We start from the raw sequence: 13,792 nt of genomic DNA on the forward strand, positions 1-13,792 counted from the left end.
ACTGTCCATGCGAATTCTGATCGCCAACGTCAACACCACCGAAGCCATCACCGAAGCCATTGCCGAGCAGGCCCGCAGCGTGGCCGCGCCTGGCACCGAAATCATCGGCCTGACGCCCTGGTTCGGCGCCGAGTCGGTGGAAGGCAATTTCGAAAGCTACCTGGCCGCCATCGCCGTGATGGACCGCGTGCTGGCCTACGAGGGGCCGTACGATGCGGTGATTCAGGCCGGCTACGGCGAACATGGCCGCGAAGGCCTGCAGGAGTTGCTGAACGTGCCGGTGGTGGACATCACCGACGCCGCCGCCAGCACCGCCATGTACCTGGGGCACGCCTATTCGGTGGTGACCACCCTGGACCGCACCGTGCCATTGATCGAGGACCGCCTGAAGCTTTCCGGGCTGTATGACCGCTGTGCTTCGGTGCGCGCCAGCGGCCTGGCGGTACTGGAACTGGAAGAAGACCCGCTGCGCGCCGTGGAAGCCATCGTCGAGCAGGCCGAACGTGCCGTGCGCGATGACAAGGCCGAGGTGATCTGCCTGGGTTGCGGCGGCATGGCCGGGCTGGATGAACAGATCCGCCAACGCACCGGGGTGCCGGTGGTGGATGGCGTCAGCGCGGCGGTGACCATTGCCGAGTCGCTGGTGCGGATGGGCTTGAGCACCTCCAAGGTGCGCACCTATGCCACGCCGCGGGCGAAGAAGGTGGTGGGCTGGCCGATGCGCTTCGGGCGGTAGAGCTGCTTGAGCTGTACCGGCCGCCAGTCAGGTCGGACAGCTATGGGCACCGCCATCGAGGCCCTGGCGCACGTTGCGGCTGAGCAGGCTGGCCTTGCCGTTGTGCCAGGTGAGGGTCAGCACGTAGAGCGTATCGAAATCGTCACCGTTCCAGTCCTGGGTGATGACCCGGTCGTCACCCAGCGCCTTGCCGGCGACCGTGTTGATCAGCTCGGGCAGGTAGCCGTGGGACCAGGCGGTGTAGACCGTGGCGTTGCGGTACTTCTCGCTGAGCAGTTCGTCGGCGAGGGCACCGGTGTCGTTGGCGCCGTAGTCGATGTTCACCGGCAGGCCCAGGCGAATGGCGCTCGGGGTGATGGTCATCAACGGGCGGATGTAGCTGTAGCTCCGGTCCTGGCTACCCTCCTGCACATGCCGCGAGGGATTGGCCGCGAAGACGTAATCGGCCTTGCCGAACCGTTCGGGCAGCAGCGTGGAGAGGTCGATGGCGCGGTTGAGCCCTTGGCAGTTAAGTTGCCCCAGGCCTTCACCGGGCTTCTCGGCGTGACGCAGGAAAACCAGCGTCTGAGTCCCGTCGACCGGTTGCGTCCGGCTTTCGACGATATCAAGGGCCAATGGCACGGCAGCAGCAATGAGCGCCAGCGTCGGCAACAGGTGGCGAGGACGCCGGAAGAAACGGAGCAACTTCATCGGGGCAGGCTCTTGAGGCATTGGGAATCGGGTTCACCCGCCACATAGCCCCGCGGCCGAAGCCGCAGGGCGTCCCTGTAGTGAATGCCGTCCCTGGCAACGCGTAGGAGTCAGAGTGCTCGCAACCCGTTTGGTTCATCCCTGGGTGTGGATGCCGTTCCCTAGGCAAGGCTCACGTTAAAGCAACTAAGTTGCACAATTATGTAAAGCCTGAAGTGTTCGCCTTGGGCGCTGTGTCGTTTTCGAGATCGAGCGCCGCCCGCGCGGCGCATCGCGAGCAAGCTCGCTCCTACGTTTGCTTCAGGCCAGTAACGCCTGTGAATGGCGCGCGCGACCGCCTTGTTAGTACGACACGATATAGCGCCATGCGCCAAGGCGTTCGCGCGCAAATTCCCCAGGAAACATTGGCCCGAAACAAACGTAGGAGCGAGCTTGCTCGCGATGCGCCGCGCGGGCGGCGCTCGATCTCATGGACGCTACGACCCTCAAGGCAGGCACCCGCCCGCACAACCGCCCTCAATCATCCCGCGTCAGCACTTCCAGCAGCTCGATCTCGAAGGTCAGGTCCGACCCGGGCGGGATCTTGCCCACGCTGCGCTCGCCATAACCGAGGTGCGCCGGCACCTGCAGCCGGCGCTTGCCGCCCACGCGCATGCCCATCAGGCCCTGGTCCCAGCCCTTGATCACCCGGCCGGTGCCGATCACGCACTGGAACGGCTTGCCGCGCGACCAGGACGAGTCGAACTCGCTGCCATCGGCCAGCCAGCCGGTGTACTGGGTGGTGATCAGGGCGCCTTTGACGGCGGCCTTGCCGTCGCCTTCGACGAGGTCGGTGATCTGCAGTTCGCTGCTCATGGGCAGGCTCCAAGCTGTGATTCGAGGGCGCCGTTTTCTCAGGAATGCGCGGGTTTGGCAAGTTCGCCCGGCCCGATCGGACCGGTCGAACGCCGCCTCGCCGTCAGATGAAGACGCTGCCGCGCAGGTACAGTGCCGCACGCCCGCTGATGATCACCCGGCCATTGCCCGGCACTTCGCAGTGCAACTGCCCCTTGCGCGCCCCGCCCTGCTCGCAGGCCAGTACCGACTTGCCCAGCATCCCGGCCCACAGCGGCGCCAGCGAGGTATGCGCCGAACCGGTCACCGGGTCTTCGTTGACCCCTACCCGCGGGCCGAACCAGCGGGTGACGAAATCGTAGCCACGGCCAGCGGCGGTGACCGCGATGCCGCGCACGTCGAATGCCGACAGGGCAACGAAATCAGGTTTGAGCGAGGCGATCGACGTCACGTCGTCGATCACCACCACGTAATCGTCGGAGCGGTAGACGGCCTTGGCACTCTCCAGGCCCAACGCCTCCAACAAGCCCGACGGCGCCTCCACCGCCACCGGCTGCTTGGCCGGGAAGTCCATCGCCAGCAGGCCGTCGGCGCCGCGGCTGACCCGCAGCTCACCGCTACGCGTGTTGAAGCGCAGCACTTGCGCCTGCTCGCCCAGTTGCTCGAACAGCACGTAAGCCGAGGCCAGGGTGGCATGGCCACACAGGTCGACCTCGACCGTGGGGGTGAACCAGCGCAGGTCGTAGCTTTCGCCATTACGCACGAAGTAGGCGGTTTCCGAGAGATTGTTCTCTTCGGCGATGCGTTGCAGCACGTCGTCCGGCAGCCAGCGGTCCAGTGGAATCACGGCTGCCGGGTTGCCACCGAAGGGTTCGGCGGAAAACGCATCGACCTGGAAGATCTCGAGTTGCATGCAAACGCTCCTTGTAGCCCGGCACCTGCCGGGCGCTATCGAATGGATCAGGGCTGGACCGGGGTGAGCACCGGCTCGCCGGCGAAGAAGGCCTGCAGGTTGCGCAGCACCAGGGACACGGTGTCGCGCGCGGCCTCCGGCGACTGGCCGGCCACGTGAGGGGTCAGCACGGTATTGCCGAGGGCCTTGAGGGCGACGGGCACCTGTGGCTCGTCATCGAACACATCGAGCGCGGCGCCGGCCAGCTGGCCCTGCTGCAAGGCGGCAACCAGGGCCTGGGTGTCGACCACGCTGGCGCGGGCGATGTTCACCAGGTAGCCCTCGGCGCCCAGCGCAGCGAGCACCTGGGCATCGACCAGGTGGCGGGTACTGGCACCGCCGGGGGTGGCGACCACCAGGATGTCGACCGCATCGGCCAGGTGCAGCGGGCTGTCGTACCAGGTGTAGGGCACGTCCTGGCGTGGGGTGCGGCTGTGGTAGCTGATGTTCATGTCGAAGCCGAGGCTGGCGCGCTTGGCGATGGCCTGGCCGACGGCGCCGAGGCCGAGCAGCCCCAGGCGCTTGCCGCTTACCGAAGGGCTGATGACCCGGTTCCACTCGCCACGGCGGGTGCTGGCATCGCCGCGCGGGATGTCGCGCAGCAGCGCCAGCAGCAGGGCCAGGGTGTGGTCGGCAACGGCCGCAGCATTGGCGCCGGCACCGTTGGTGACGGTGATGCCACGGGCGGCGGCGGCAGCCAGGTCGACCTGTTCGTAACCGGCGCCAATCACGCAGATGATCTGCAGCTTGGGCAACGCCTGGATTTCAGCGGCGGTCAGGCCCAGCGGGCCGCGGGTGAGCACGGCGTCGATCTCGCCGGCGTGGCGCTGGATGGCCTCGCTGCGCAGCTGCGGTGACTGGGCACGGATCAGCCGATAACCGGCCTGTTCGAGTAACGACAGGTAATCGTCGACGGTTTCGACCAGTACCAGGACTGTCTTGCGCATGCCACCCTCCTTTGATGTCAGAGGGGCATTATGCGGAGTCGGCAGGCGGTACAGTCAATCGGAAAAACAGCGGCCAACTGTGCTGTACGGGCTTATTGCGCGAACGCCCGCCCCAACCCGCCCGGCACGCCGCTGCTGTCGGTTTCCTGCCATGGCCCGTCGGGGCTCAGCGACCAGCTCCAGCCACCGTCATAGCGATAGTAGGTACGCTGGCGGTAGAAGGTGTTGGGCTTCTTCTCCAGCACATACACGCCCATCTTCGGGTCCCAATGGCTGGCGCCACCCGGAGGCGGGGCGAAGCTGGCAGAGGTGCGCGGCATCGGCTTGGGAATCGCCGCCGGCTTGCTCGGCTGCCCTGCCGGCTGCCCGCCCGGCAGCGGCTTGACCGCCGGCCCCGGGTGCGGTGGCAGGCGTTCGATCGGCGGCGATGGCTGTTCATACGGCTGCTGCACCGTACACGCGGACAAACCCAGGGCCAGGGTGATGAGGGTCAGGCGTACGGTGCTGTGCATGGCAGGGCTCTCTTACTGGTCAGGGCTGTCGATGGTCAGGTGCTGGGTGGCCTGGGTCTTGCTCGCCAGCGGCGCGCCCTGGCCAATCCATTCGCCACGGGTCGGCTGACCGGCGCGGGAGACACGTGCAACCAGTTGGACTTCGGCAAAATCGGACAGTTTCATCTGCGGCATCATCGCGTCGGCGTCGGACAGTTCCACTTCCAGCGGCAACTGCGCCACGGTCACCCGCTTGGCCGCCAGCGGCATCGGCGGGCCGTTGCTGGCACGGGCGAAGATGAACACGGTGTCGTCGGGCTTGACCTTGTCCTTGAGCGCCGCCGCCAGTTCCACCCGCACTTTCAGCCGCGCGGTGTCGGTGGCCGCCGGCTTGGCCAGCGCGCCACCCAGACGCTCGGCGGCGCGGTCGATGCCGCCCTGCAAAGCGGCCCGCGAGGCATCGCCCTGCGGCAGTTGCGCCAGCAGGCGCTGCCAGTAGTCGATCGCCTCCTGGTAACGCTGGCCTTCGAACGCGGCAATGCCCCGCAGGCCGAGGCTGGTGACTTCGTGCGGGTCGGCCTTGAGCGCCTCGTCGGTCAGCGCCTGCACCTGCGGGCTCCACTGCTTCTGCGCGGCGAAGTACAGCGCCTGGGCCCACTGGCCCAGCAGTTCGGGCTGGCGACCGGCCAGGGCCACGGCGCGCTCGTAGGCACGGGCGGCATCCGCCGGGCGTTGCTCGGCCATGTAGGCGCGGCCGAGGAAGTACAGGCCCTCGGCGGAGTCCGGCTGGGCCTCGACGGCGCGCTCCAGGCGCGTGGTCATCTCCTCCATGGTCTTCGGCGCGGCGGCGAACTCCCGGGTCAGCTCGACCTTGTCCGCAGCACCGAAGTGCAGGTACAGCCCCAGCGCCAGCAACGGTACCAGTACCGCAGCCAGCAATGGCAAGGCCTTGCCCAGGTTGCCCTGGCGCGCCGGCTCGGCGCCCTCGGTGTCGGCCAGCAGCTCGCGCGCGGCTTCGTCCCGGCCCTTGGCCATCTGCGCGTCGTCGAGCACGCCGGCGGCCTGTTGCGCGGCGAGCTCATCGATACGCTCCTGGTACAACGCCACGTTCAGGGCGGTGCGGTCTTCTTCCTGCTGCTGGCGACGGCCACGCAGGATCGGGATCAGCAGAAAGCCGAGGGCGGCGAGCAGCAGCAGGCCCGCGCCAAGCCAGAATTCAATCATGGGTCTGTTCTTTTTCCAGCAGTTTGGCGAGACGCTCGCGTTCGTCGGTGGACAGTGCCTCCGCACCCAGGGCCGCCGGCCCACGGCGCCGGCGGACGATCACCGCCAGCACCACGAAACCACCGGCCAGCAGGATGCCCGGGCCGAACCACAGCAGCCAGGTGCGGCTGCTCAGCGCCGGCTTGTAGCGCACGAAGTCGCCATAGCGGTCGACCATGAAGTCGACGATCTGGGTGTTGCTCTTGCCCTCGCCGAGCATGCGGAAGATCTCCCGGCGCAGGTCGGCGGCGATCGGCGCGTTGGAGTCGGCGATGTCCTGGTTCTGGCACTTGGGGCAGCGCAGTTCCTTGGTCAGTTGCTGGTAACGCTCGCGCTCGGCGTCGTCGCGGAACTGGTAGGTGTCGATGGCCGCCCTGGCCACGCCGGCCAGGCTCATGCCCAGCACGGCAGCTGCCAGCCAGCGCTTCATGGCGTGGCCTCGTCGACCAGGCCCTGGTACAGCGGCGCCAGCTGCTCGCGCCACACCGTGGCGTCGACGACGCCGACGTGCTTGTAGCGGATGATGCCCTTGGCATCGATCAGGAAGGTTTCCGGCGCACCGTACACACCCAGGTCCAGGCCCAGGCTGCCCTGCTCGTCGCGGATGTCCAGCTGGTAGGGGTTGTGGAACTCGGCCAGCCACTTCTGCGCGGCGGCGTTGTCGTCCTTGTAGTTGATCCCGAGGATCACCACGCCCTGCCCGGCCAGCTGGTTCAGGTACGGGTGCTCGACCTTGCACGACGGGCACCAGGTGGCCCACACGTTGACCAGCGCCGGGCGCCCGTGCAGGTCGGCCTGGGTCAGGGTGCGGTCACCCTGGGTCGAGGCCAGGGAAAACGCCGGGAACGGCTTGCCGATCATTGCCGAAGGCAGTTCTTCAGGCTTGAGGAACAGCCCCTTGTAGAGGAAAACCGCCATCAGCAGGAATACCGCCAGTGGCACCACCATGATCCAACGCTTCATGCAGCTGCTCCAGACACGCCCAGGGCCTCACGCACCCGGGTCTTGACCTTGACGCGGTAGCGCCGGTCGAGGGCCGCCAGCAACCCGCCCAGGCCGGTCAGCAGACCACCCAGCCAGATCCAGCGGACATAAGGCTTGATATGCACACGCACCGCCCAGGCGCCGTTTTCCAGCGGCTCGCCGAGGGCGACGTAGAGGTCGCGGGTGAAGCCGGCATCGATGCCGGCCTCGGTCATCATCGACTGCTGCACGGTGTACAGGCGCTTTTCCGGGTGCAGGGTGGTCACTTCACGGCCGTCACGGCTGACCACGATGGTGCCCCGGTCGGAGATGAAGTTCGGCCCCTCGAAGTGCCTGGCGCCTTCGAACAGGAACTGGTAACCGCCCAGTTCCACACTTTCGCCCGGCGCCATGCGCAGGTCGCGCTCGGCGCTGTTGTTGCTCGACAGCACCACGCCCAGGGCGCACACCGCCAGGCCCAGGTGCGCCAGCTGCATGCCCCAGTAGCTGCGGGTCAGGCCACGCATGCCCTTGGCCAGGCCCTTGTGGCGGGTCTTGTCGAGGATGTCGCGCACGCCGCCCAGCACCACCCAGGCGGCCAGGGCGAAGGCGCTCAGGGTCGGCCAGTCGAAGTCGTCGACGATGAAGCCGGCGATCGGCGCCAACACCGCGCTGCCGATCAGCACCGGGGTCATCATGCTCGCCAGCCACTTGCGCGGGGTGTCCTTCCAGCGCACCACCACGCCCACGCTCAGCACCACCATCAGCAGCGCCATCAGCGGCAGGAACAGGGCATCGAAGTACGGCGGGCCGACCGACAGCTTGGCCCCGGTCAGGGCGTCGAGCACCAGCGGGTACAGGGTGCCGAGCAGGATCATCGAGGCCACCACCACCAGGATCAGGTTGTTGGCCAGCAGCAGGGTCTCCCGCGACCACAGGGCAAAGCCGACCTGGCTCTTGACCACCGGGGCACGCAGGGCGAACAGGGTCAGTGAGCCGCCGACCACGAACAGCAGGAAGATCAGGATGAACACGCCGCGCGCAGGGTCGGAGGCGAATGCGTGCACCGAGGTCAGCACCCCGGAGCGCACCAGGAAGGTGCCCAGCAGGCTCAGCGAGAACGCGGCGATCGCCAGCAGCACGGTCCAGCTCTTGAACACCCCACGCTTCTCGGTCACCGCCAGCGAGTGGATCAGCGCCGTGCCCACCAGCCAGGGCATGAACGAGGCGTTTTCCACCGGGTCCCAGAACCACCAGCCGCCCCAGCCCAGTTCGTAGTAGGCCCACCAGGAGCCCAGGGTGATGCCGACGCCGAGGAAGGCCCAGGCGACGATGGTCCAAGGCCGCGACCAGCGCGCCCAGGCCGCGTCCAGACGCCCGCCGAGCAGCGCGGCGATGGCGAAGGCGAAGGCCACCGAGAAGCCTACGTAACCCATGTACAACATCGGCGGGTGGACGATCAGGCCGAAGTCCTGCAGCAGCGGGTTGAGGTCGCGCCCGTCCGTCGGCACCTGCGGCAGCAGGCGCTGGAACGGGTTGGAGGTGATGATCAGGAAGCTCAGGAAGCCCACGCTGATCATGCCCATCACCGCCAGCACCCGGGCCAGCATCACCTGCGGCAGCTGGCGCGAGAAGATCGACACGGCGAAGGTCCAGCCCCCGAGGATCAGCGCCCAGAGCAGCAGCGAACCTTCGTGGGCGCCCCACACGGCGCTGAACTTGTAGTACCAGGGCAAGGCGCTGTTGGAGTTGCTGGCGACATACGCGACCGAGAAGTTGTCGGTCATGAAGGCGTGGGTCAGGCAGGCGAAGGCAAACGCCAGGAAGGCGAACTGCCCCCACGCCGCCGGGCGCGCCAGGCTCATCCACAGGCGGTCGCCACGCCAGGCGCCGAGCAGCGGCACGGTGGCTTGCACGGCGGCAAAGCAGATGGCCAGGATCATCGCCAGCTGGCCGAGTTCGGGGATCAGCAGGGCCGCGTTCATGGCTTGGCCTCCGCGCCGGCAGCTGCCTGGCCGCTTTCCTTCAGGGCCTTGGACACTTCTGGCGGCATGTATTTTTCATCGTGCTTGGCCAGCACTTCGTCGGCCACCACCACGCCCTCGGCGTTGAGCTTGCCCAGGGCGACGATGCCCTGCCCTTCGCGGAACAGGTCAGGCAGGATGCCGCGGTAGGTGATGGGTACCGACTTGTTGAAGTCGGTGACCACGAAGCGCACGTCGAGCGAATCGGACGAGCGCTGCAGCGAGCCCTTCTCGACCATGCCGCCGGCGCGGATGCGCGTGTCCAGCGGCGCCTCGCCGTTGGCGATCTGGGTCGGCGTATAGAACAGGTTGATGTTCTGCTGCAGGGCGCTCAGGGCAAAGCCCACGGCCACCGCGACCCCGACCAGCAGGCCGAGGATCAGGAACAGGCGTTTCTTGCGCTGCGGATTCACTGGTTGTTCTCCCGGCGCAGACGGCGCGCCTCTTCTTGCAGGTAGCGACGGCGGGCCAGCAGGGGCGCGGCGACATTCAGCGCCAGCACCGTCAGGCAGATGCCGTAGGCCGACCAGACGTACAGGCCATGATGGCCCATGGCGAGGAAATCGCCGAAAGTAGCGAAACTCATCGTGCGGCCCTCCGCCCCAGGCTGTTCATCACCTCGTCCTTGACCCAGCTGGCGCGGGCCTCGCGCTTGAGCACTTCAAGGCGCATGCGCAGCAGCAGCACGGCGCCGAAGAAGCAATAGAAGCCCAACGCCGTGCACAGCAGCGGCAGCCACATCTCGGCCGGCATCGCCGGCTTTTCGGTAAGGGTGAAGGTGGCGCCCTGGTGCAGGGTGTTCCACCACTCCACCGAGTACTTGATGATCGGGATGTTGATCACCCCTACGATGGCCAGCACCGCGCAGGCCTTGGCCGCGCTGTCGCGGTTGCTGATGGCCTGGCCCAGGGCGATGATGCCGAAGTACAGGAACAGCAGGATCAGCATCGAGGTCAACCGCGCATCCCACACCCACCAGCTGCCCCAGGTCGGCTTGCCCCAGATCGCCCCGGTGACCAGCGCCACGGCGGTCATCCAGGCACCGATGGGCGCTGCGCACTGCAGGGCGACGTCGGCCAGTTTCATCTTCCACACCAGCCCCACCACCCCGGCCACCGCCAGCAGCACGTAGCAGGATTGCGCCAGCATCGCCGCCGGCACGTGGATATAGATGATGCGGAAGCTGTTGCCCTGCTGGTAGTCCTCGGGAGCGAAGGCCAGGCCCCAGACCACGCCGGTGACCAGCAGCAGGATGGCGGAAACGGCCAGCCAGGGCAGCATGCGCCCGCTGATGGCGTAGAACCATTTCGGCGAGCCCAGTTTGTGGAACCACGTCCAGCTTATTTTCATCAGGTACATCCAGGGTATTAGCCGGGCTTGGTTGCCCGGAACTCGTTATTCGCCGACGCTGATCTTCAGGCCGGCCGCTATCGCAAAGGGTGCCAGGGTCACCGCCAGCGCCGTGAGGCTGGCGAGCCAGAGCAATTGGCCGGTAGCCGGCATATTCTGCAATGCCGCCTGCAACGCGCCACTGCCCAGGATCAATACAGGGATATACAACGGCAGAATCAGCAACGCCAGCAGCAAACCGCCGCGCTTCAGACCGACCGTCAGCGCCGCGCCCACCGCGCCCAGCAGGCTCAGTACCGGGGTGCCCAGCAGCAGGGAGCCGAGCAGCACCGGCAGGCAATGGCTCGGCAGGCCCAGCATCAGCGCCAGCAACGGCGCCAACAATACCAGTGCCAGGCCGGAAAAGATCCAGTGTGCCAGCACCTTGGCCAGCACCAGCATGGCCAGCGGGTGCGGCGACAGTACCCACTGCTCCAGCGAGCCGTCCTCGAAATCGCTGCGGAACAGGCCGTCCAGCGACAGCAGCACGGCCAGCAGCGCCGCGACCCAGACCAGGCCAGGCGACAAGGTTTGCAACAATTGGCTTTCCGGGCCGACCGCCAGCGGGAACAGCGCCACCACGATGGCAAAGAACACCAGCGGGTTGGCCAGTTCGGCCGGGCGGCGGAACAGCAGGCGCGCTTCGCGGCGCAGCAACAGGATGAATACGCTCATGCCGCCCATTGCCCCAGGTTCAGTTCGCGGTAACCGGACGGCTTGCGCGCCAGGCTATGGTGGGTGGTCAGCACCACGGTGCCGCCTTGCTCGCAGTGGGCCGCCAGGTGCGCTTCGAGCTGGGCCACGCCCTGCTTGTCGAGGGCAGTGAAGGGCTCGTCGAGGATCCACAGCGGCGGGCTGGCCAGGTACAGCCGGGCCAGCGCCACGCGGCGCTGCTGGCCGGCCGACAGGGTATGGCAAGGCACATCTTCGAAGCCGCGCAGTCCGACCGCCTGCAGCGCTGCCCAGATGGCATCGCGGGTCGCCGGCTGGTGCAGGGCGCAGAGCCAGGTGAGGTTCTCTTCGGCGGTCAGCAGGTCCTTGATGCCGGCGGCGTGGCCAATCCACAGCAGGATGCTGGCCAGGGCATGGCGCTGCTCGGCCAGCGGCTGGCCGCCGAGCAGGATCTGCCCGGCAGTCGGCTGCATCAGCCCGGCCAGCAGGCGCAACAGGCTGGTCTTGCCGCTGCCGTTGGGGCCGCTGATCTGCAGCATGTCGCCCGGGTGCAGTTCGAAATCCAGGTGTTCGAACAGCAGGCGCCAGTCGCGCTCGCAGGCCAGGCCTGCCGCTTGGAGGTGAAGGGTCACGGGTTCGCCTTTTCTATGCCTGGCTCGGGATCGGCGTCGCCCTCTTCGCGGGCAATCCCGCTCCCACAGGAACTGCACGAATCCCTGTAGGAGCGGGTTTACCCGCGAAGAAGGCGACGCCGATCCTGAGCCCTGTGTCTCAAGTCGCCCATCACGCTGCCGTTATACTGGCCAGTGACGTGCGGTCGGCATTATACATGCCTGTCCGTCCAGCAAGATGACGGGTTCGACAGGTTGTATACAATCATGACTGAAATCAATAGTCTCGGCGCACAAACCGCCCTCAACCCGCAGGCGATCAAGGCCCAGCTGACCGCCGCGCTGCTCGACCTGACCCAGGCCCAGCCCGGCCTGCTCAAGCCCGGCGAAACCGCCCAGGCCCAGGTACTGACCCTGCGCCAGACCGGCAGCACCTTCCAGATGGTGTTGCAGGTGCTGCAGGCCAACGGCAGCCAGACCCAGGTGCAGGCCACGGCCAGCCAGCCGTTCCCCCAGGGCAGCCAGATCACCATCAGCCAACCCGAGGTCAACCGCCTGGCGGTGCTGGTGCAGCAGGCCAGCGCCAGCAATGTCGCCACCCTCACCCAACTGGACACCGGCAAGGTCCCGGTGGGCACCTTGCTGCAAGGCAAGGTCCTGACCAACCAGGCGTTGCCGACGCTCACGCCGGGCCAGGCAACCACCTTCCGCTCCCTGGTCAGCCTGCTGAACACCGCCCAGGCCGGCGCCACGCTGACCATCGACAGCCCGCGCCCACTGCCGGTCGGCAGCCTGCTCAGCGCCCTGGTGCAGGGTGACCAGTCGCTGCGTTTCGTGCCCCTCAGCGGGCGCCAGGAGCAGCTCAACATCGCCCAGCAACTGCTGACCCAGCAAGGCCGCCAGGCTTCCCTGCCCGGCCTGCTCAGCGCCCTGCAACAGATCGCCAGCAACCCGTCCGGCGATGGCGAACTGCGCAGCATCGCCAACAACCTGCTGGCCAGCCTGTCGGACGCCCGTCAATTGAGCGATGGCAAGGCACTTGGCCAGGCCCTCAACAACAGCGGAGCCTTCCTCGAAGCCAAACTACTGGGCGGCCTTGGCAGCGCCGTAGCCACCGACCTCAAGGCGCAATTGATCCGCCTGGTCGCCCAGGCCTCGGCAAGCGTGCCGGCCAGTCCGCTGGTAGCCGCCTCGCCCGTGGTCCTGGCCCAGGCGCTACCGGCCCTGGCCCGCAGCGCACTGGGCATGCTCGACCGGGTCAGCCCAAGAACACCGCCCGGGGCATTCCCGCTGCCCTCCAGGCTGTTGCAGGCCATGGAAAACGAAGGCGACCTGCAACAGCTGCTGCGCCTGGCCGCCGCCGCCATATCGCGCCTGCAGAGCCATGCCTTGAGCAGCCTGCAACAGTCCGGAACGTTGGAAAACGGCAACCTGCAGACCACCTGGCAGACCGAAGTGCCGATCCGCCATGGCCAGGAGTTCATCCCCCTGCAAGTGAAACTGCAGCGTGAGGAAACCCCGGAACAACAGGCCGAGCGCCAGCAGCGCGACCAACCAGATCCGTTGCAGGCATTGTGGCGCATCGACCTGGCATTCGACCTTGCACCGCTGGGCCCGCTGCAGGTCCAGGCCCAGCTGGCCCAGGGGCGGCTGTCCGGCCAGCTATGGGCCGAGCGCGAGCAGACCGCACGGCTGATCGACAGCCAGCTCGGCGCCCTGCGTGAACGCCTGCTGGCCCGCGGCCTGGAGGTCGGCAACCTGGAGTGCCACCCCGGCATTCCTCCCCATGGCCCGCGCACGCGGGTAGAACAACGCTGGGTGGACGAAACCGCATGACCCACAAGCAACCCCGACAGGCCATCGCCCTCAACTACGACGGCCAGCAGGCACCGACGCTCACGGCCAAGGGCGATGACGAACTGGCCGAAGCCATCCTGGCCCTGGCCCGCGAACACGAAGTGCCGATCTACGAGAACGCCGAACTGGTGCGCCTGCTGGCGCGCCTGGAGCTGGGCGAACAGATCCCCGAGGCGCTGTACCTGACCATCGCCGAGATCATCGCGTTTGCCTGGCAACTGCGCGGCAAGGTGCCTGCAGGCTTCGACGACTCGCCGGCGCAGCCGCGCGATGTCACGCCGCCAATTTCGGGCCTGCCCGCGCCTGACGGCCGCTGATGGATACCTAGCATTTCTATCAGTTTCGGCTTTCTCCCACTGCATG

Annotated in this window: 17 protein-coding genes; 3 read left to right on the top strand and 14 right to left on the bottom strand. The window is 67.2% G+C overall.

The genetic code is table 11. The features are described 5' to 3' along the window. Positions 1-7 precede the first annotated feature (7 nt). On the top strand, positions 8-736 hold the full coding sequence (locus ACIP21_RS22940; RefSeq protein ID WP_400692497.1) for an aspartate/glutamate racemase family protein: 729 nt from the start codon (positions 8-10) through the stop codon (positions 734-736). A 27-nt stretch (positions 737-763) separates the two neighbouring features. Here the strand turns inward: ACIP21_RS22940 and ACIP21_RS22945 are convergent, their stop codons facing one another. The 14 genes from ACIP21_RS22945 to ccmA form a co-directional block, all read right to left on the bottom strand. Next, the gene (locus ACIP21_RS22945) at positions 764-1,426 is read right to left on the bottom strand and encodes a histidine phosphatase family protein (protein ID WP_400692500.1); all 663 of its coding nucleotides are present in this window, start codon (positions 1,424-1,426) and stop codon (positions 764-766) included. A gap of 516 nt (positions 1,427-1,942) precedes the next feature. Then, positions 1,943-2,281, bottom strand: coding sequence for an FKBP-type peptidyl-prolyl cis-trans isomerase (locus tag ACIP21_RS22950; protein ID WP_400692503.1), 339 nt, complete (start codon positions 2,279-2,281; stop codon positions 1,943-1,945). 103 nt (positions 2,282-2,384) lie between these two features. Continuing rightward, positions 2,385-3,173 carry a PhzF family phenazine biosynthesis protein gene (locus tag ACIP21_RS22955; RefSeq protein WP_400692505.1) on the bottom strand — a complete coding sequence of 263 codons (789 nt, stop codon included), beginning with the start codon at positions 3,171-3,173 and terminating at the stop codon, positions 2,385-2,387. 47 nt (positions 3,174-3,220) lie between these two features. After that, complete coding sequence (locus tag ACIP21_RS22960) at positions 3,221-4,159, bottom strand: NAD(P)-dependent oxidoreductase (protein WP_400692508.1); 939 nt, start codon at positions 4,157-4,159, stop codon at positions 3,221-3,223. 92 nt (positions 4,160-4,251) lie between these two features. Further along, complete coding sequence (locus ACIP21_RS22965) at positions 4,252-4,671, bottom strand: hypothetical protein (RefSeq protein WP_400692511.1); 420 nt, start codon at positions 4,669-4,671, stop codon at positions 4,252-4,254. A 12-nt stretch (positions 4,672-4,683) separates the two neighbouring features. Continuing rightward, positions 4,684-5,874: a c-type cytochrome biogenesis protein CcmI gene (ccmI, locus tag ACIP21_RS22970; protein ID WP_400692514.1), complete on the bottom strand. Its 1,191-nt coding sequence runs from the start codon at positions 5,872-5,874 to the stop codon at positions 4,684-4,686. Further along, positions 5,867-6,343, bottom strand: a complete 477-nt coding sequence (locus ACIP21_RS22975) for a cytochrome c-type biogenesis protein CcmH (RefSeq protein ID WP_400692517.1) — start codon at positions 6,341-6,343, stop codon at positions 5,867-5,869. The genes ccmI and ACIP21_RS22975 overlap by 8 nt, the downstream gene beginning before the upstream one ends. Beyond that, positions 6,340-6,876 carry a DsbE family thiol:disulfide interchange protein gene (locus ACIP21_RS22980; RefSeq protein ID WP_400692520.1) on the bottom strand — a complete coding sequence of 179 codons (537 nt, stop codon included), beginning with the start codon at positions 6,874-6,876 and terminating at the stop codon, positions 6,340-6,342. The genes ACIP21_RS22975 and ACIP21_RS22980 overlap by 4 nt, the downstream gene beginning before the upstream one ends. After that, complete coding sequence (locus ACIP21_RS22985; RefSeq protein WP_400692681.1) at positions 6,873-8,846, bottom strand: heme lyase CcmF/NrfE family subunit; 1,974 nt, start codon at positions 8,844-8,846, stop codon at positions 6,873-6,875. Before ACIP21_RS22985 ends, ACIP21_RS22980 begins: the two co-directional genes overlap by 4 nt. 11 nt (positions 8,847-8,857) lie before the next feature. Next, the gene (gene ccmE, locus ACIP21_RS22990) at positions 8,858-9,313 is read right to left on the bottom strand and encodes a cytochrome c maturation protein CcmE (RefSeq protein WP_400692522.1); all 456 of its coding nucleotides are present in this window, start codon (positions 9,311-9,313) and stop codon (positions 8,858-8,860) included. Then, complete coding sequence (ccmD, locus tag ACIP21_RS22995; RefSeq protein WP_051100802.1) at positions 9,310-9,486, bottom strand: heme exporter protein CcmD; 177 nt, start codon at positions 9,484-9,486, stop codon at positions 9,310-9,312. Before ccmD ends, ccmE begins: the two co-directional genes overlap by 4 nt. Beyond that, a complete protein-coding gene (locus tag ACIP21_RS23000; RefSeq protein WP_400692524.1) occupies positions 9,483-10,250 on the bottom strand; it encodes a heme ABC transporter permease in 768 nt (255 codons plus the stop codon). The genes ccmD and ACIP21_RS23000 overlap by 4 nt, the downstream gene beginning before the upstream one ends. Positions 10,251-10,295: 45 nt before the next feature. Beyond that, on the bottom strand, positions 10,296-10,973 hold the full coding sequence (gene ccmB, locus ACIP21_RS23005) for a heme exporter protein CcmB (RefSeq protein WP_400692527.1): 678 nt from the start codon (positions 10,971-10,973) through the stop codon (positions 10,296-10,298). Further along, positions 10,961-11,593, bottom strand: coding sequence for a cytochrome c biogenesis heme-transporting ATPase CcmA (ccmA, locus tag ACIP21_RS23010; protein ID WP_400692530.1), 633 nt, complete (start codon positions 11,591-11,593; stop codon positions 10,961-10,963). Before ccmA ends, ccmB begins: the two co-directional genes overlap by 13 nt. Positions 11,594-11,839: 246 nt before the next feature. Here ccmA and ACIP21_RS23015 point away from each other — a divergent pair, with 246 nt between their 5' ends. Beyond that, positions 11,840-13,408, top strand: a complete 1,569-nt coding sequence (locus ACIP21_RS23015) for a flagellar hook-length control protein FliK (RefSeq protein WP_400692533.1) — start codon at positions 11,840-11,842, stop codon at positions 13,406-13,408. Beyond that, positions 13,405-13,746 carry an EscU/YscU/HrcU family type III secretion system export apparatus switch protein gene (locus ACIP21_RS23020; RefSeq protein WP_400692536.1) on the top strand — a complete coding sequence of 114 codons (342 nt, stop codon included), beginning with the start codon at positions 13,405-13,407 and terminating at the stop codon, positions 13,744-13,746. The genes ACIP21_RS23015 and ACIP21_RS23020 overlap by 4 nt, the downstream gene beginning before the upstream one ends. Positions 13,747-13,792: the final 46 nt, after the last annotated feature.

Source organism: Pseudomonas sp. NPDC089401, from assembly GCF_044749485.1.
In the GTDB taxonomy this organism is placed as follows: domain Bacteria; phylum Pseudomonadota; class Gammaproteobacteria; order Pseudomonadales; family Pseudomonadaceae; genus Aquipseudomonas.

What these genes read in the sequence shown, in the direction of transcription:
- ccmD (WP_051100802.1), bottom strand. Translation starts at nt 9,486, where the DNA reads ATGAGTTTCGCTACTTTCGGCGATTTCCTCGCCATGGGCCATCATGGC.
- ACIP21_RS22945 (WP_400692500.1), bottom strand. Translation starts at nt 1,426, where the DNA reads ATGAAGTTGCTCCGTTTCTTCCGGCGTCCTCGCCACCTGTTGCCGACG.
- ACIP21_RS22980 (WP_400692520.1), bottom strand. Translation starts at nt 6,876, where the DNA reads ATGAAGCGTTGGATCATGGTGGTGCCACTGGCGGTATTCCTGCTGATG.
- ccmB (WP_400692527.1), bottom strand. Translation starts at nt 10,973, where the DNA reads ATGGGCGGCATGAGCGTATTCATCCTGTTGCTGCGCCGCGAAGCGCGC.
- ACIP21_RS22950 (WP_400692503.1), bottom strand. Translation starts at nt 2,281, where the DNA reads ATGAGCAGCGAACTGCAGATCACCGACCTCGTCGAAGGCGACGGCAAG.
- ccmI (WP_400692514.1), bottom strand. Translation starts at nt 5,874, where the DNA reads ATGATTGAATTCTGGCTTGGCGCGGGCCTGCTGCTGCTCGCCGCCCTC.
- ACIP21_RS22975 (WP_400692517.1), bottom strand. Translation starts at nt 6,343, where the DNA reads ATGAAGCGCTGGCTGGCAGCTGCCGTGCTGGGCATGAGCCTGGCCGGC.
- ACIP21_RS22955 (WP_400692505.1), bottom strand. Translation starts at nt 3,173, where the DNA reads ATGCAACTCGAGATCTTCCAGGTCGATGCGTTTTCCGCCGAACCCTTC.
- ACIP21_RS22940 (WP_400692497.1), top strand. Translation starts at nt 8, where the DNA reads ATGCGAATTCTGATCGCCAACGTCAACACCACCGAAGCCATCACCGAA.
- ACIP21_RS22960 (WP_400692508.1), bottom strand. Translation starts at nt 4,159, where the DNA reads ATGCGCAAGACAGTCCTGGTACTGGTCGAAACCGTCGACGATTACCTG.
- ACIP21_RS23015 (WP_400692533.1), top strand. Translation starts at nt 11,840, where the DNA reads ATGACTGAAATCAATAGTCTCGGCGCACAAACCGCCCTCAACCCGCAG.
- ACIP21_RS23000 (WP_400692524.1), bottom strand. Translation starts at nt 10,250, where the DNA reads ATGAAAATAAGCTGGACGTGGTTCCACAAACTGGGCTCGCCGAAATGG.
- ACIP21_RS23020 (WP_400692536.1), top strand. Translation starts at nt 13,405, where the DNA reads ATGACCCACAAGCAACCCCGACAGGCCATCGCCCTCAACTACGACGGC.
- ACIP21_RS22965 (WP_400692511.1), bottom strand. Translation starts at nt 4,671, where the DNA reads ATGCACAGCACCGTACGCCTGACCCTCATCACCCTGGCCCTGGGTTTG.